The following is a 14,723-nucleotide window of genomic DNA, read 5'->3' on the forward strand; positions in this document are numbered from 1 at the left end:
CCGCCTTTCACATGATCACGACCGCCTTATGGGCTGGTCAAAACATACTCTTGCGATTTTATACAAGATCACGGGCAGTGGCGCAGGTCATGCGGCATCACTGCGACGAACTGAAAGATCACGGGGGCGTCGGGTCAGGCGCGGGTGGCGCGGTTGACGGCGGAGATGATGGCCTTGAGCGAGGCGGTCGTCGTGTTCGCGTCGATGCCGACGCCCCACAGGACCTGCGTGCCGTCCGGTCCGCCGACCTCGCACTCCACGTAAGACGCGGCCCTGGCGTCGGCGCCGGCGCTCATCGCGTGCTCGGTGTAGTCGAGGACCCGGACCGGCACCCCGATGTTCTCCAGCGCGTCGCAGAAGGCCGAGATGGGGCCGTTGCCCGCGCCCTCGATCTCCCGGATCTGGCCGTCGACCCGCACGTCGGCGTTGATCGCGTCCTTGTCGTCCACGGTGGAGGTGTGCCGGTGGGCCAGCAGGCCCAGCCGGCCCCACGGGCTGGCGGGGTTCGGCAGGTACTCGTCGGAGAACAGCTCCCACATCTCCGCGGCGGTGACCTCGCCGCCCTCGGCGTCCGTACGGGCCTGGATGACGCGGGAGAACTCGATCTGCAGGCGGCGCGGCAGGTCGAGCTGGTGGTCGGCCTTCATGATGTAGGCGACGCCGCCCTTGCCCGACTGGCTGTTGACGCGGATCACGGCCTCGTACGTGCGGCCGATGTCCTTGGGGTCGATCGGCAGGTACGGCACGGCCCAGGTGAACTCGTCGACCGGCACGCCTGCGGCGGCCGCGTCGCGCTCCAGGTGCTCGAGGCCCTTCTTGATGGCGTCCTGGTGGGAGCCGGAGAAGGCCGTGTAGACCAGCTCGCCGCCCCACGGGTGGCGGGGGTGCACGGGCAGCTGGTTGCAGTGCTCGACCACCCGCCGGATCTCGTCCATGTCCGAGAAGTCGATCTCCGGGTCGACGCCTTGGGAGAACAGGTTCATGCCCAGCGTGACCAGGCAGACGTTGCCGGTGCGCTCGCCGTTGCCGAACAGGCAGCCCTCGATGCGGTCGGCGCCGGCCATGTAGCCCAGCTCGGCGGCGGCGACGGCGGTGCCGCGGTCGTTGTGCGGGTGCAGCGACAGCACGATCGAGTCCCGGTACGCCAGGTTGCGGTGCATCCACTCGATCTGGTCGGCGTACACGTTGGGTGTGGCCATCTCGACCGTCGCCGGCAGGTTGACGATCACCTTGCGGTCGGGCGTGGGCCGCCACACGTCGTTGACGGCGTTGCAGACCTCGACGGCGTACTCCAGCTCCGTGCCGGTGAAGGACTCGGGCGAGTACTGGAAGTAGATTTGTGTGCCCTCCATCTCGGCCGCCAGCTTCTTGCACAGCTTGGCGCCCTCGACGGCGATCGCGGTGATGCCGTCCTTGTCCTGGCCGAAGACGACCCGGCGCTGCAGGGTCGAGGTGGAGTTGTACAGGTGGACGATCGCCTGGCGTGCGCCGCGCAGCGACTCGAAGGTCCGCTCGATCAGCTCGGGCCGGGCCTGCGTCAGCACCTGGACGACCACGTCGGAGGGGATGCGGTCCTCCTCGATGATCTTACGGATGAAGTCGTAGTCGGTCTGCGACGCGGCGGGGAAGCCGACCTCGATCTCCTTGTAGCCCATCCGCACCAGCAGGTCGAACATCTTCAGCTTGCGGTCGGCGTCCATCGGGTCGATCAGCGCCTGGTTGCCGTCACGCAGGTCGACGGCGCACCAGCGGGGCGCCTTGGTGATGACCTCGTCGGGCCAGGTGCGGTCGGTCAGCCGTACAGGCTCGAACGGCGTGTAGCGGTGGAACGGCATGGGGCTGGGCTGCTGCGTGTTCATGATGCTCCTCGTCGGACACGCGGCGACCCCGTCGTCTCAGTGAGAACACGAACGCACGTCACGGTCGTTCGTGAGGAGGGGGCGCCGATGGATGAACCAGGGCGGCCGACGCGCATGACTCTCGCACCGCGGCGAGGGAGCCGGCCTCTTACAGGCCCTCGCCGCGGCGGATAAGAAGGAGTCCGCGCAGCATGCCAAGCAGACTAGCAGACGCCCATTATCGGACGAGACACCCGATCACAATCCGAGACCGCTTGCCGGGTTAGGGTGAGCCGTGACGAAAGGAGGCCAGATGAAGGACGACGAGATCCTCAAGCGGATCAGCGACCTGGTCGACGAGGAGCATTCGCTGCGCGAACGGCTGGTCGCGGGCGAGCTGACCTCGGAGGAGGAGCACGACAGGATCACCTCGCTGGAAGAACAGCTCGACCGCTGCTGGGACCTGCTGCGCCAGCGCCGCGCCCGGCGCGACGCGGGCGAGGACCCCGACCACGCCTCCCCACGCCCCGTCAACGAGGTCGAGAACTACATCCAGTAGAGCCACGCCCGCCGGCGTTCCACGATGTGAAAATCAGTCGCATTCCTGACAGGGCGTGCGGAATTCTTGTCGGCATGCAGATGATGCGCGTCGCCCCCGTCGAGAACGACGCCGAGCAGGAGGAAGACGACCCGTCCGGACCGGCGGCCCGGTCCCCTCTGGCCGGTCTCCATGCCGTCGCACGATTCTGCGACCGTCCGGGTCCCGTGATGTCCTGGCGGCACTTCGCGGCGAGCGTCCGCGGCGGCTCCGAGGGCGAGCGAGCCGAGACGTGGGTGGCGCGCGACGACGGCCGGACCGTCGGCGACCAGACCGCCGGAGGCGACGTCGCCGGTGGTTACATCCTCTACTTCCCGCAGGACGACAACACCCACCTCGCCGTGCTCCGGCTGATGACGCATCCCGGCCGCCGACGTGAGGGGATCGGCGCCGCGCTGCTCGACCACGCGATCGGGCGGGCCCGCGGCGAGGGCAGGCGCGTGCTGATCGCCGAGGCCTCCGCCGACGGGCCGGCCACGGCGTTCGCCAAGGCCCGCGGCGAGGGCAGGCGCGTGCTGATCGCCGAGGCCTCCGCCGACGGGCCGGCCACGGCGTTCGCCAAGGCCCGCGGGTTCTCCCCCGCCTCCACCGAGACCCGGCTGGTGCTCGACCTGCGTACGGCGGACTGGTCCGGCCTCGAACTCCTCCGGGCCCGCGCCGTACGGCACGCCACGGGCTACTCGCTCGAACGGTGGGCCGGGCCGACCCCCGACGACCTGCTCGGCGACATGGCCCGCCTGTCGGAGGGCATGAACGACGAGCCGCTGGGCGACCTCGCGATGGAGGACCGGCGGTGGACCGCCGACCGGGTGCGCGCCCGGGAGGAGATGCTCGCACGGGCGGGCCAGCGGACGTACACGATGATCGCCCGGCACTCGGGCAGCGGACAGCCGGCGGGCTTCACCCAGCTCGTGGTGGACGCCGAGCGGCCGGAGGGATGGGCGCGCCAGAGCGCCACCACGGTCCTCGCCCCGCACCGCGGGCGGCGGCTCGGCCTGGTGCTGAAGCTCGCTAACATCACCTGGTTCCGCGCCTGCGAGCCGTCCGTGGAGCGTGTGATCACGTGGAACTCCGTGGCGAACCCCCACATGCTGGCGATCAACGAGGCGATGGGCTTCGAGGTGTTCGACACCTGGTATCAGTGGCAGCTCGACATCTGACCATGGGCGCGGGCCGGCGGTGACCGTCGCAGGGGCGAACCACTGCGGGCCTACGTGGTCTTCCGGGTGTAGACGACGCGGTCGACCAGCCGCTCGGGCCGGCCGGGCGGGGTGAAGTACAGGTCGAAGGTGTGCCGGTCGTCCGACCTGATGGTGATCACTGTGCGCATCGGTATGGTCTTCCCGGCGTACTCCGGGCCGAGCACGCCGGGGTCGGTGAACGTGCCGGGCAGCGACAGCACGTTGCCGGCCTTGGCGAGGGCGGGGCCGCGGTAGGTCATCGCGGTGGGGGTGACGCTGTCGAAGGTGGTCCACTCGTAGCGCCGGTCGATGGTGGAGAAGCCGAGGATCCCCAGCCGGTAGTAGGGGTGGCCGCCCAGGACGCCTTCGGCCTCCTCCTCCAGGAACCGGCCGCCCGTCTTGGCGATCCATCGCGTCTTGACCGTGATGTCGCGGGAGACGACCGGCTTGCCGTCGCCGCCGAGAAGATAGTTGTACTTGGTGGCCTTCCAGGTGCCGACCAGCGGGTCGAGCCGGCGGTGGAAAGGCCCCGGCTCGAGCGGGTCGGCGGATGCGCTCCGGGTCCGCGCGGCCGTCGCGGTGGCCGGCGTGCCGGTCAGGGCCAGTACGGCCACGGCCGAGACGACGGACAGGGACAGTTTCTTCAGCATGGGTGTCTCTCCGTGGGCTTGCGAGGGGCCGGCGGGCGAGATGGTGTGGCCGCGCCGACGTGAGCGATCTCGGACCGCGACCGGCCGAGCTCTCGTACACCGGGCCGGCCGCGGGACGTACGGGATCATGACATCCGGGGAAAATGGGCTGATAGTGTCCCCGTCATCGGCTAGATCTGCATTTCGCACGGTTCACGGGAGGGTCCCGGCGAGTGGGGCGAACCGCGGACGACCTTCCGCTCCGGCTGGCCAGGGCCATGTTGTGGGCCTCGTTCGGCATCCTCGTCTACATCCGTGCGTTCAGCGCGCTGGACGGCGGCGCCGATCTGCTCGGGGTGCTGCTCCCGATGGCGTCCTATCCGCCGCTCGTCGCGCTGTCGATGTGGTGCTGGAGCCCAGCCGCCCGATACCGGCTGTTCGCCGCCGTGGTGCTGCTCTACTTCCTGCCGTACCCGTTCGTCGGGCAGTCCTGGGACTGGATGCCGTGGACCGTGGCCGCCGCCGCGCTGTGCGCGCTCCCCACACGGATCGCCTGGCCGCTGTTCGTCCTCGGCGTGGCCGCGTCCGGCGCGTTGGTCCTCCTCCCCGGCTTCGACGCCTATCCCGGGTTGGAGTTTCAGACGGGCGTCGGCTACATGATCGTCACGGCGGACGACGGTCTCATCGTCTTCGGCCTGTCCAGGCTCGTCATGGCCGTCACGAGACTTCACCAGACCCGCGAGGAACTGGCCCGGACGGCCCTGTCGAGGGAACGGCTGCGGCTGGACGGAGAGCTGCGGCGCCTGCTCGGCGGGAAACTCCGGGCGATCGGGTTCCGGATGCGGACAGCGGCCCGGCAGGAGCCGGGCGAGGCGCGGCACTCCCTCCGGGAAGGGATCGAACTCGCGCGGCGCACCATGGCGGAGGTGCGTGCCACGGCCGGCGCCTACCGCGTCGACGCCCTCGAGAAGATCTCGGCGCCGATCGAGTCGCCGCGGCCGGCGCGACGGGTGCTGCTCGCGGTCCTGGTCATCCAATGCCTGCTCGTCCTGAAGAACCTGCTTTACGTTCGCCCCGGCGACTGGCCGGCCCTCGCCATCGCCGCCGTCCTGCTCGTCGTCATCGTGATCCTCCAGGTGCTTCCGGAGTCGCGGGCTGTGCTGGTCGCGCAGAGCCTGCTGATCCTGCTACCCCTGGCCGTCTTCCCCGATGCCTGGGACCGCCTGCTGAGCATCTTCACCGGCAAACTGCTGCTCAACGTACGGCCGCCGCGCTCCTGGGTGATCGTCGGGGTCGTCCTGGGCGGCCACCTCGCCTGGTTCCTGCACCGCATCGACCGCAATTACCTGTTCATCGACGACATCCCCGCCGCACTGGCCAACTTCGGCGGCCACATCATGATCATGTGGCTGGTCTACTGCCTCGGGCGGCTGAGCGGACTACTCACCGTGCTGGAGCGGACCCGGCACGAGCTCGCCGAGGCGGCGGTGCGCCGCGAACGGCTGCGGATCGCCGGTGACCTGCACGACATCCTGGGGTACAGCCTGTCGGCGGTCGCCCTCAAGGGCGAGGTCGCCGAACGTCTGCTCGGCACCGACCCCGCGAGGGCCAGAACCCAGATCACCGCACTGGGGTCACTGGTCGAACAGGCCCTCGAGGAGCTCGACTCCATCACCGGCGACCGGGTCGAGCTGCGGTTGAGCAGTGAGATCGACGCCGCCCGCGAGGTGCTGGCGAGCGCCGGGATCGACGCGGTGGTGCGCGTCGAGACGGGCCCGCTTCCCCCGGCGCTCGACACCTCGCTGGCCACCGTGCTGCGAGAAGGCGTCACCAACGTCCTGCGCCACAGTCGGGCCGGCACCTGCGAGATCACCGTGTCGGGCACGGCGGGCGGCGTACGGTTACGGCTGGTCAACGACGGCGCAACCCTACAGGAGGAAGCGGAGCCGACGGAACGGCGCGGCACCGGGCTCGACAGCATCGCGGCGCGGACCGGCGGGCGGGTGACGGCGGGACACCGCACCGGTGAGATCTTCGAGGTGCTCGCCGAGTTCCCCGCACCGGCCGAACCCGGTGGCGGGCCGTGCGGTTTCCCTCCGGTCTCGGGCACGCAGGCTCTCTCGGACGTGAGACCGCTGCCATGATCCTGTCCGTCCGATGCCGGTCGAGGCCATTCGTTCGAGAGCCGGGAGGGTGATGCGCGTGATTCGCGTCCTCATCGCGGAGGACATGCACATCCTCCGCGAAGCGCTGATCGAGCTGCTGTCGTTGCACGACGACATCGAGGTGGTGGCGGGGGTGGCCTCCGGCCTGGAGATCGTGCCCGCGGCGCTGGAGCACCGGCCCGAGGTGGCCGTGATCGACATCGACCTGCCGGGGCTGGACGGCGTGGCCGCGGCGGCCGAGTTGCGAAGGGCGCTGCCCGGATGCGCCGTCCTGATCCTGACGGCGCTGACCAAACCGGGCGTCCTGCGCAGGGCGCTGGGCGTCCAGGTCGCGGGCTTCGTTCCGAAGGACATCCGGCCGGCCGAACTCGCCGCGGCGATCAGGACCGTCGCGGCGGGGGGACGAGCGGTGGACCCGTCGCTGGCGCTGGTCGCGCTGGAAGCGCCGGAAAGCCCGCTCAGCCAGCGCGAGACGGAGGTGCTGCGCATGTCGGCCACGGGCGCGCAGCCCGCCGAGATCGCCGAGCGGCTCTTCCTGACCTACGGCACGGTGCGCAACTACCTCACCTCGGCGGTCGCCAAGCTGGGGGCCCGCAACCGGGTCGACGCCATCCGGATCGCCACCGAATCCGGCTGGATCTAGCCGGGGAGCTCCGCGACGACCAGGCACCGCGCCGCCGCGGAGCACGGGCAGCTGTGCAAAATGCACATCGGCCGGGTTACTGCGGCACTAACGGCTCCACCCGCCCTCCTGCCACGATCTCGGTGAACCAAGATCCACCGAACGGCGTCCGCCGCGTGCCGCGGCTGCGCCGTCTTGTGAGCAGGAGATGTCATGGGAAGAACGGGCAACCCAACGCCGCAACGGGCGGCGGCCCTCGCAGGCGCCGGGGCACGCTGATGGAACCCACCGAAGTCCTGCCGATCGTCGCGATCCTGTCGATCGTCACCGTCGAGTTCGGCGGGCACGCGCTGCTGCGTTTCGTCACCACCGACCGCGACAGGCTCGGAGCCCTCCGCGAGCGCTTCTTCCGCGCCGGCCACGCGCACGCGGGTGTGCTCCTGGTGCTCTCACTCGTCTATCTGTTGTACCTGCCCCGCGCGGGCTTCCCCGACGGCCTGGAATGGCTGTGCGGCGCCGCCCTGCTCGCCGGAGTGCTTGCCCAGTCGGGCGGGTTCTTCCTGCACCTCGGCATCGGCGAGGAGGGCCGGGGCTCGTACGGCACCGCGCTCACGCGGACCGGCGCCCTCCTCCTCGCGGCCGCGCTCATCGCTCTGGCGGCGGGACTCATCCGGGCCGTGTAGACCCCTCTGCGAGCGAACGGAGATGTGAATGATCCTGGTGACCGGCGCGACCGGGAACGTCGGCTCGGAACTGGTCGAGGCGCTGCTCGGGACGGGCCAACGGGTGCGGGCGCTCGTACGGAACCCGGGGGACGCCGCCCTGCCCCCTGGCGCGGAGCCCGCCGGCGGCGACCTCGACCGGCCGGAGAGCCTGACCGAGGCGTTCGACGGTGTCCGCCGTGTGTTCCTCCTGCCGGGCTACGAAGACATGCCCGGCCTGCTGGCCCGCGCCCGCCGGGCCGGGGTGGAGCGGATCGTGCTGCTGACGGGCGGCTCGGCCGCGCTGGAGGACATGACCAACGCCGTCTCCCGCTACATGACCCTCTCCGAGCGGGCCGTGCGGGCATCCGGGCTGCCCTGGACCGTCCTGAGGCCGAGGTCGTTCATGTCCAACGCCCTGCGCTGGCTCCCTCAGCTCGAGGCCGGCGACGTGGTGCGCGTGCCGTTCGCCGGCGTGCGCACCGCCGCCGTCGATCCCTTCGACATCGCCGCCGTCGCGGCCCGGGCGCTGCTGGACGACGGGCACGACGGCCTGATCCACGACGTGACCGGTCCGCAGGCGCTGCTGCCCGCCGACCAGGTCGCCGTCCTCGCCGGGGTGCTAGGCAGGGATCTGCGCTGCGAAGGCCTGACCGACGCCGAGGCCCGGGCCGAGATGGAGGCGCGGATGCCCGCGCGGTATGTCGACGCGTTCTTCCGGTTCTTCGCCGACGGCACGCTGGACGAGTCGCGAGTCCACCCCACTGTGCGCGAGGTGACCGGACGCCCACCCCGCACCTTCGAGCAATGGGCGAACGCCCACGCCGACGCCTTCCGCATCGCTCAGGACGCATCCACCTTGTGCGGTCGTCATTGATTCGGCGGCCGGGCTCGCTGTACGAATAGCGGAGTCAAGGTGATCCAAGACGCGACCGCCGCTCCGTCCCTCCTTCGGGGTTCATTCGGAGAACCGGCGCAAGTGGAGTGTGATGAACCGCTCGATCCGCGGCAGGGGGATCATCGTCAAGGCGCTGGCCGGGCTCGTTTCGGGCGCGATCGCCGGGGCCTCCATGAGCGCGGTCTACCAGACCTACGGAGCCCGGCGTGATCGCCGCCGGTTTCCTCCCCCTGGACGGATGGTCGACGTCGGCGGCCGCCGGATCCATCTGTGGACCGCGGGCACGGGCTCGCCGGCCGTCGTCATCGTGCCCGGACTGGGCGAGCCGGGTGTGAACTGGGCCGCGCTGTCACCCGAACTGGCGGTGGAGTCGTCGGTTGTGCTCTACGACCGGGCCGGACTCGGGTGGAGTGATCCGTCTCCGTGGGCGGGAACGGCGTTGGGAGCCGCCCGCGACCTGCGGCGCGCGCTGGACGAGGCGGGAATCGCTCCGCCGTACGTTCTGGTGGGGCATTCGGCCGGAGGGAACATCGTCCGGCTGTTCGCAGCCGAAAGGCCCGACGCCGTGGCGGCGGTCGTCCTCGTCGATTCCAGCCATCCCGAGCAGATCCGCTTGCTGCACCGGACGAGAGTCGCCATCACGCGAGAAATGCTGCGCTCGCGCCTTACGCCGCTGGGACTTCGGCGCCTGGCCTTCGACGCCGGGTGGAGCGACCGCGTCCGCCGCGAAGCCGAGGCCCGGCGCCTGCCGCCGAAGCTCCTCCCCGTCAGGATCGCCTTCGACCTCAGCGACCGGCAACGCCGCGCGGAGCTGCGGGAGGCGGCGGCCGCGATCACCGTCAACCCCGTGCAGGTCCGCCGCCGAGCACCGAGCCTGGGCGCGACCCCACTCACGGTCGTCTCTTCCACCCCGGACGAACCGCCGGGCACCGACGTGGAGACGCTCGCGGAACAGCGCCGCTTCTACTCCGTCTGGTCTCCGCTCCAGGCCGACCTGGTGCGGCTGTCCTCGAACGCCCAGCACGTCGTCGCGGAGCATGCGGGGCATCACATCCACCGGGACCGGCCCGAGCTGGTCGTCAAGGTGATACTCGACCACGTGCGGCGAGCCCGGATCGAGACCGGGCGCGACGGCTGAACGCCGGAGACGACGGAGGAAGCGGTCGGGCCGTGCGCAGTGCCGGGTCCGGACGGCCCCCACCGCTCCGGCGGCGCGGAGCCTCCGGCGCGGCCGAAGGCGTTCACACGTGCGATCGCTTCCTCCCCTCCAGGGTAAGCGCGGTGCCGCGGCCGGCGACAGGGCTCAGACGGACAACAGCCGGTGGACCTCCTCGTCCTGGAGCTCCCGCGCCGGGCCGGACCGGACCACCCGCCCGGCGTCGAGGATCACGAACCCCTCGGCCATCCGCAGCGCGAGGTCGAGGTACTGCTCCACCAGCAGGATCGCGAGACCGGTCGCGTGCAGGCGCTCGACGGCCTCCTCGATCTCCAGGATGATCGACGGCTGGATGCCCTCGGTCGGCTCGTCCAGGATCAGCAGTTTCGGCCGGGTCACCAGGGCCCTGGCCATCGCGAGCTGCTGCTGCTGGCCGCCGGACAGGAAACCCGCCGGCCGTTTGAGCAGCGGCTTGAGCCGGGGGAAGACCTCCAGCGCCTCCTCCAGCGCCGCCCGGTCGCGGTGCGCGGACGCCTCCAACGTGACCAGGAGGTTGTCCATCACGCTGAGCTGGGGGAAGGTGTCGTGCCCCTGGGACACGTAGCCCATGCCGAGCCGTACGCGCTGGTCGGGGCGCAGCCGGGTGACGTCCCTGCCCTCGAAGGTCACCCTTCCGCCGGTCGCCGGGAGCACGCCCATGACGGTGTCGAGCAGGGTCGTCTTGCCGACCCCGTTGCGGCCCATCACGCAGACGAGGCGGCCCGCGGGCACCTCAAGCGAGACGCCGAAGAGCACCCGGGCCCGGCCGTACCCCGACTCCAGTCCCTCAACGGACAGCATCCTCCGCACCCTCCCTCGCCCGTCCCAGATAGATCTCCTGCACGCGCGGGTCGGCCCGCACCTCCTCCACCGAGCCCTCCGTCAGCACCCTGCCCTCGTGGAGCACGGTGACCTGGGAGGCGTAGCGGCGCAGGAAGTCCATGTCGTGCTCGACCACGACCACGGTGTGCTCGCGGGCGACCTCGGTGAGCAGTTCGCCGGTGCGCTCGCGCTCGTCCTGCGCCATGCCGGCGACCGGTTCGTCGAGCAGCAGCAGCCGGGGCCGCTGGACGATCAGCATGCCGATCTCCAGCCACTGCCGCTGGCCATGGGACAGCACCCCGGCCCTGCTGCCCGCCAGGCCCGCCAGGCCGGTCGTCTCCAGCGCCGCCGCCACCTCCTCCGGCACCCCGCGCCCGCGGCGCAGCAGCGACCAGAGGGGACGGCGGAACGACGCGGCCAGGTCGAGGTTCTCCAGCACGGTGAGCTCCTCGAAGACCACCGAGGTCTGGAACGTCCGGCCCACGCCGAGCCGGACGATCTCGTGCTCCCTGCGGCCCACGAGGCTCTGCCCCTCGAACCGCACGGTGCCTCCGGTGGGCCTGGTCAGGCCCGTGATCACGTCGATGAGGGTCGTCTTCCCCGCGCCGTTGGGCCCGATCAGGAAGCGCAGCTCGCCCCGGCCGACGGTCAGGTCCACACCGTCGAGCGCCCGGAAGCCGCCGAAGGCGACCTCGAGACCCCGAATCTCCAGCAGCACGGTCTCTGACAGCGCCTCGCTCACGCCCGGGACTCCCTTCTCCGTACGAGGTTGGCGGCCAGGCCCGCGATGCCCTTGGGCGCCAGCGCCATGACGAGCACGAACAGGGCGCCCTGCAGGTACAGCCAGGCGTCCGGAAGCTCCTCGCTGAAGTACGTCCGGGCGTATCCCATGACGACCGCGCCGAGCACCGCGCCGGCCAGCGCGAACCGGCCGCCGACCGCCACCGCGACGACGAGTTCGAGCGAGGGGACGACGCCGAGCAGGGCCGGCGAGATGATGCCGACCACGGGCACGAACAGCGCCCCCGCGATCCCGGCCATGCCCGCCGACACGGCGAAGGTCAGTGTCTTCACGGTGGCCGGGTTGTAGCCGAGGAAACGCACCCGGTCCTCGCCGTCCCTGACCGCCAGCAGCAACCTGCCGAACCGGCTGCGGACGAGTTGCCGCGCGCCCAAATAGAGCGCTCCGAGCACGGCCGCCACGAGCAGATAGAGGCCCCGCTGGGTCTCGTCGGCCGCCACGTCGTGGCCGAAGAAGTCGAAGAAGTTGGTCAGGCCGTTCGTGCCGCCGGTCAGCCCCTGCTGCCCGACCAGCAGGATCACCATCGCGGCCGCCAGCGCCTGGGTGAGGATCGCGAAATACGCCCCGCGTACGCGCTGGCGGAACACCAGCGCGCCGAGCAGGAGCGCGACCGCGACCGGCAGCACGACGACCATGGCCAGCGCGAAGACCGGGTTGCCGAACGGCTTCCACAGCGCGGGCAGCTTCTCCACCCCGCTCCAGACCATGAAGTCGGGCAGGTCGCCCGCGGCGTCGTTGAGCTTGAGATACATGCCCATCGCGTAGCCGCCGAGGCCGAAGAACACCCCCTGTCCAAGCGTCAGCATGCCGCCCTGCCCCCAGGCGAGGCCGATGCCCAGCGCCACGATCGCGTAGCAGAGATACTTCGCCAGCAGGCCGAGACGGAACGGCTCCAGCAGCAGCGGCGCCACCACCAGGGCGAGCACGGCCACCGCCGCGAACACCCCCGCGAACACGGCCGTGCCCTGCCACCGGCGCCCGGCCCGTACGTCCGGCGTCGCGGTGGGCGTGCTCCCCGCGGGCGCCTCGACGGCCGTCATGTCAGCGCCCGCGATCGGACGAAGAACAGCCCCTGCGGCCGGATCTGCAGGAAGCCGATGATCGCCACGAAGACCACCACCTTGGCGAGGCTGGCGTCGCTCCAGAACTCGGCGTAGGAGTTCAGCAGGCCGAGCCCGATCGCCGCCAGCACCGCGCCGCGAAGCTGTCCCAGGCCGCCCGCGACGACCACGAGGAACGCGTCCACGATGTAGTACGTCCCGAGCGTGGGGCCGACCGGGCCGATCAGCGTGAGGGCGACCCCAGCGACCCCGGCGAGCCCCGAGCCGATGAAGAACGTCCGCTGGTCGACCCGCCCGGTGTCGATGCCGCTCGTGGCCGCGAGCCTCCTGTTCTGCATGACCGCCCGCATGCGCCGCCCCTGCCCGGTCCGGTTCATGTACGCCCAGATCGCGAGCACCGACAGCACCGCGAGCGCCATGATGAACAACCGGTTGTACGGCAGGATCCCGATGCCGCCGCGCAGCCAGGCGGGCGAGGCGACCTGCACGTTGGGCGCCCCGAACAGGTCCCGGGCCAGTTGCTGGAGCATCAGGCTGACGCCCCAGGTGAGCAGCAGCGTGTCCAGCGGGCGCCCGTAGAAGCGCCGGATCAGCGTGCGCTCCAGCACCAGGCCCATGAGCCCGGCGACCACGAACGCGGCCGGGAGCGCGACCAGGAAGCCCACGCCCTGGAGCAGGTACGCCGTGTAGGCCCCCGCCATGATGAACTCGCCGTGGGCCATGTTGATCACGCCCATCTGCCCGAACGTGAACGTCAGCCCGAGGGCGATGAGCAGCAGGACCGCTCCGATCGACAGCCCGATCGGAAGCTGGTTCAGCACCCCTTCCACGCCACCTCCCGGCGATGTCCCGTGCCGGGACGCGTCGCGCCCCGGTCACGGCCGTACACGTCAGCCGACACGGTCATGGCCCGGTTCACACCAGGCCGCCGGCCCAGGAGTACGTCTTGAGGTAGGGATCCGGCTTGATCGGTTCGCCGGACTTCCACACCTCCTTGATCTGGCCGTCCGGCTGGACGACCCCGATGCGCGCGGTCTTGTACACGTGCTGGTTGTCGCCGTCGATGGTGACCTTGCCCTCGGGCCGGTCCAGGCCGACCCCGCCGGCGGCCTTCTTGACGGCCTCCACGTCGGTGCTCCCGGCCTTCTTCACGGCCTCGGCCCACAGGTAGACGGCGTTGTATCCGGCCTCCATGGGATCGGAGGTCACCTTGTCGGCGCCGTACTTCGCCTTGAACGCGGCGACGAACTTCTCGTTCGCCGGGGTGTCGGTCGTCTGGTAGTAGTTCCAGGCCACGAGCTGCCCGGCGACGTTGTCGACCCCGATCCCCTTGACCTCCTCCTCGGCCACGGACACCGACATGACCGGCATCCGGTCGGCGCCGATCCCGGTGCTCTTGAGCTGCTTGAAGAACGCGACGTTGCTGTCGCCGTTCAGGGTGTTGAAGACCGCGTCCGGCTTCGCCTCGACGATCTTGTTGACCAGCGTGCTGTATTCGGTGTGCCCGAGCGGGGTGTACTCCTCGCCGAGGATCTCCATTCCGTTCGCCGCGGCGTACGCCTTGATGATTTTGTTCGCCGTCCTCGGGAAGACGTAGTCGCTGCCGACGAGGAAAAGCTTCTTCTTGCCCTGCTCCTTCAGATAGTCGAGCCCGGGAACGATCTGCTGGTTGGTCGTCGCGCCGGTGTAGAAGATGTACGGCGAGCTCTCGAGCCCCTCGTACTGCACCGGATACCACAGCAGCGCCTTGCGTTTCTCGAATACGGGGAGCATCGCCTTCCGGCTCGCCGACGTCCAGCCGCCGAAGACGGTGGCGACCTTGTCCTGTGCGATGAGCTTGGTGGCCTTCTCCGCGAACGTGGGCCAGTCGGACGCGCCGTCCTCCACGACGGGCTCGAGTTTTCTGCCCAGCACGCCGCCGGCCGCGTTGATCTCGTCGATCGCGAGCAGCTCCGCGTCCCTGACCGTGACCTCGCTGATGGCCATCGTGCCGCTGAGCGAGTGGAGAATCCCCACTTTTATGGTGTCCGAGCCTCCGGACGAGGCCGCCGTGTCATTTTCGGACGATTGGCCGGCACAGGCCGCGAGCGTCGCGGCCGCCAGCGCGACCGCCGCTCCAGTGCGCCATACTGAGTTCCGCAAATGCCTCTCCCTTGCCGCTACGGCCCCCGCGCCGATCCGTCTGCCGCAAAGGTGGGCGCGCGGTATTTC

At 70.4% G+C, this 14,723-nt stretch carries 14 protein-coding genes; 7 read left to right on the forward strand and 7 right to left on the reverse strand.

Going from position 1 to position 14,723, the window contains the following annotated elements:
• Positions 1-134: 134 nt before the first annotated feature.
• Positions 135-1,862: a 2-isopropylmalate synthase gene (gene leuA, locus AB0O28_RS32740; protein ID WP_363646544.1), complete on the reverse strand. Its 1,728-nt coding sequence runs from the start codon at positions 1,860-1,862 to the stop codon at positions 135-137.
• 289 nt (positions 1,863-2,151) lie between these two features.
• On the opposite strand from leuA, the gene AB0O28_RS32745 reads away from it, so the two are divergent.
• Both AB0O28_RS32745 and AB0O28_RS32750 read left to right on the forward strand, forming a co-directional pair.
• Positions 2,152-2,397 carry a DUF2630 family protein gene (locus AB0O28_RS32745; RefSeq protein WP_363646438.1) on the forward strand — a complete coding sequence of 82 codons (246 nt, stop codon included), beginning with the start codon at positions 2,152-2,154 and terminating at the stop codon, positions 2,395-2,397.
• 74 nt (positions 2,398-2,471) lie between these two features.
• Positions 2,472-3,596, forward strand: coding sequence for a GNAT family N-acetyltransferase (locus AB0O28_RS32750; RefSeq protein ID WP_363646439.1), 1,125 nt, complete (start codon positions 2,472-2,474; stop codon positions 3,594-3,596).
• 50 nt (positions 3,597-3,646) lie between these two features.
• On the opposite strand, the gene AB0O28_RS32755 is transcribed toward AB0O28_RS32750, so the two are convergent.
• Positions 3,647-4,267, reverse strand: coding sequence for a DUF1579 family protein (locus tag AB0O28_RS32755; RefSeq protein ID WP_363646440.1), 621 nt, complete (start codon positions 4,265-4,267; stop codon positions 3,647-3,649).
• Positions 4,268-4,479: 212 nt separating this feature from the next.
• On the opposite strand from AB0O28_RS32755, the gene AB0O28_RS32760 reads away from it, so the two are divergent.
• From AB0O28_RS32760 to AB0O28_RS32780, 5 genes are all read left to right on the forward strand, one after another.
• Positions 4,480-6,390 carry a histidine kinase gene (locus AB0O28_RS32760; protein WP_363646441.1) on the forward strand — a complete coding sequence of 637 codons (1,911 nt, stop codon included), beginning with the start codon at positions 4,480-4,482 and terminating at the stop codon, positions 6,388-6,390.
• A 58-nt stretch (positions 6,391-6,448) separates the two neighbouring features.
• A complete protein-coding gene (locus AB0O28_RS32765) occupies positions 6,449-7,054 on the forward strand; it encodes a response regulator transcription factor (RefSeq protein ID WP_363646442.1) in 606 nt (201 codons plus the stop codon).
• A gap of 257 nt (positions 7,055-7,311) precedes the next feature.
• A complete protein-coding gene (locus AB0O28_RS32770) occupies positions 7,312-7,716 on the forward strand; it encodes a hypothetical protein (RefSeq protein ID WP_363646443.1) in 405 nt (134 codons plus the stop codon).
• A gap of 28 nt (positions 7,717-7,744) precedes the next feature.
• Positions 7,745-8,611 (forward strand): NAD(P)H-binding protein, encoded by an 867-nt coding sequence (locus AB0O28_RS32775; protein WP_363646444.1) that lies wholly within the window; start codon positions 7,745-7,747, stop codon positions 8,609-8,611.
• 112 nt (positions 8,612-8,723) lie between these two features.
• Positions 8,724-9,770 (forward strand): alpha/beta hydrolase, encoded by a 1,047-nt coding sequence (locus AB0O28_RS32780; RefSeq protein ID WP_363646445.1) that lies wholly within the window; start codon positions 8,724-8,726, stop codon positions 9,768-9,770.
• Between the two features lie 165 nt (positions 9,771-9,935).
• On the opposite strand, the gene urtE is transcribed toward AB0O28_RS32780, so the two are convergent.
• The 5 genes from urtE to urtA all read right to left on the reverse strand — a co-directional run bounded on the left by urtE (position 9,936) and on the right by urtA (position 14,615).
• Positions 9,936-10,628, reverse strand: a complete 693-nt coding sequence (gene urtE / locus AB0O28_RS32785; protein WP_363646446.1) for an urea ABC transporter ATP-binding subunit UrtE — start codon at positions 10,626-10,628, stop codon at positions 9,936-9,938.
• A complete protein-coding gene (gene urtD / locus AB0O28_RS32790) occupies positions 10,615-11,391 on the reverse strand; it encodes an urea ABC transporter ATP-binding protein UrtD (RefSeq protein ID WP_363646447.1) in 777 nt (258 codons plus the stop codon). The genes urtE and urtD overlap by 14 nt, the downstream gene beginning before the upstream one ends.
• Positions 11,388-12,491 (reverse strand): urea ABC transporter permease subunit UrtC, encoded by a 1,104-nt coding sequence (gene urtC / locus AB0O28_RS32795; RefSeq protein ID WP_363646448.1) that lies wholly within the window; start codon positions 12,489-12,491, stop codon positions 11,388-11,390. Before urtC ends, urtD begins: the two co-directional genes overlap by 4 nt.
• Positions 12,488-13,342, reverse strand: coding sequence for an urea ABC transporter permease subunit UrtB (gene urtB / locus AB0O28_RS32800; RefSeq protein ID WP_363646449.1), 855 nt, complete (start codon positions 13,340-13,342; stop codon positions 12,488-12,490). Before urtB ends, urtC begins: the two co-directional genes overlap by 4 nt.
• A gap of 85 nt (positions 13,343-13,427) precedes the next feature.
• Positions 13,428-14,615 carry an urea ABC transporter substrate-binding protein gene (gene urtA / locus AB0O28_RS32805; protein ID WP_363646545.1) on the reverse strand — a complete coding sequence of 396 codons (1,188 nt, stop codon included), beginning with the start codon at positions 14,613-14,615 and terminating at the stop codon, positions 13,428-13,430.
• Between the last annotated feature and the right edge of the window lie 108 nt (positions 14,616-14,723).

The sequence above is a fragment of the Microbispora sp. NPDC088329 genome (assembly GCF_040685655.1).
GTDB lineage: Bacteria > Actinomycetota > Actinomycetes > Streptosporangiales > Streptosporangiaceae > Microbispora.

Bases quoted from the DNA above. Each gene is read 5' to 3' on its own strand.
- urtE (WP_363646446.1), bottom strand. From the start codon at position 10,628: ATGCTGTCCGTTGAGGGACTGGAGTCGGGGTACGGCCGGGCCCGGGTG.
- AB0O28_RS32745 (WP_363646438.1), top strand. From the start codon at position 2,152: ATGAAGGACGACGAGATCCTCAAGCGGATCAGCGACCTGGTCGACGAG.
- AB0O28_RS32750 (WP_363646439.1), top strand. From the start codon at position 2,472: ATGCAGATGATGCGCGTCGCCCCCGTCGAGAACGACGCCGAGCAGGAG.
- AB0O28_RS32775 (WP_363646444.1), top strand. From the start codon at position 7,745: ATGATCCTGGTGACCGGCGCGACCGGGAACGTCGGCTCGGAACTGGTC.
- AB0O28_RS32755 (WP_363646440.1), bottom strand. From the start codon at position 4,267: ATGCTGAAGAAACTGTCCCTGTCCGTCGTCTCGGCCGTGGCCGTACTG.
- urtC (WP_363646448.1), bottom strand. From the start codon at position 12,491: ATGACGGCCGTCGAGGCGCCCGCGGGGAGCACGCCCACCGCGACGCCG.
- AB0O28_RS32770 (WP_363646443.1), top strand. From the start codon at position 7,312: ATGGAACCCACCGAAGTCCTGCCGATCGTCGCGATCCTGTCGATCGTC.
- AB0O28_RS32780 (WP_363646445.1), top strand. From the start codon at position 8,724: ATGAACCGCTCGATCCGCGGCAGGGGGATCATCGTCAAGGCGCTGGCC.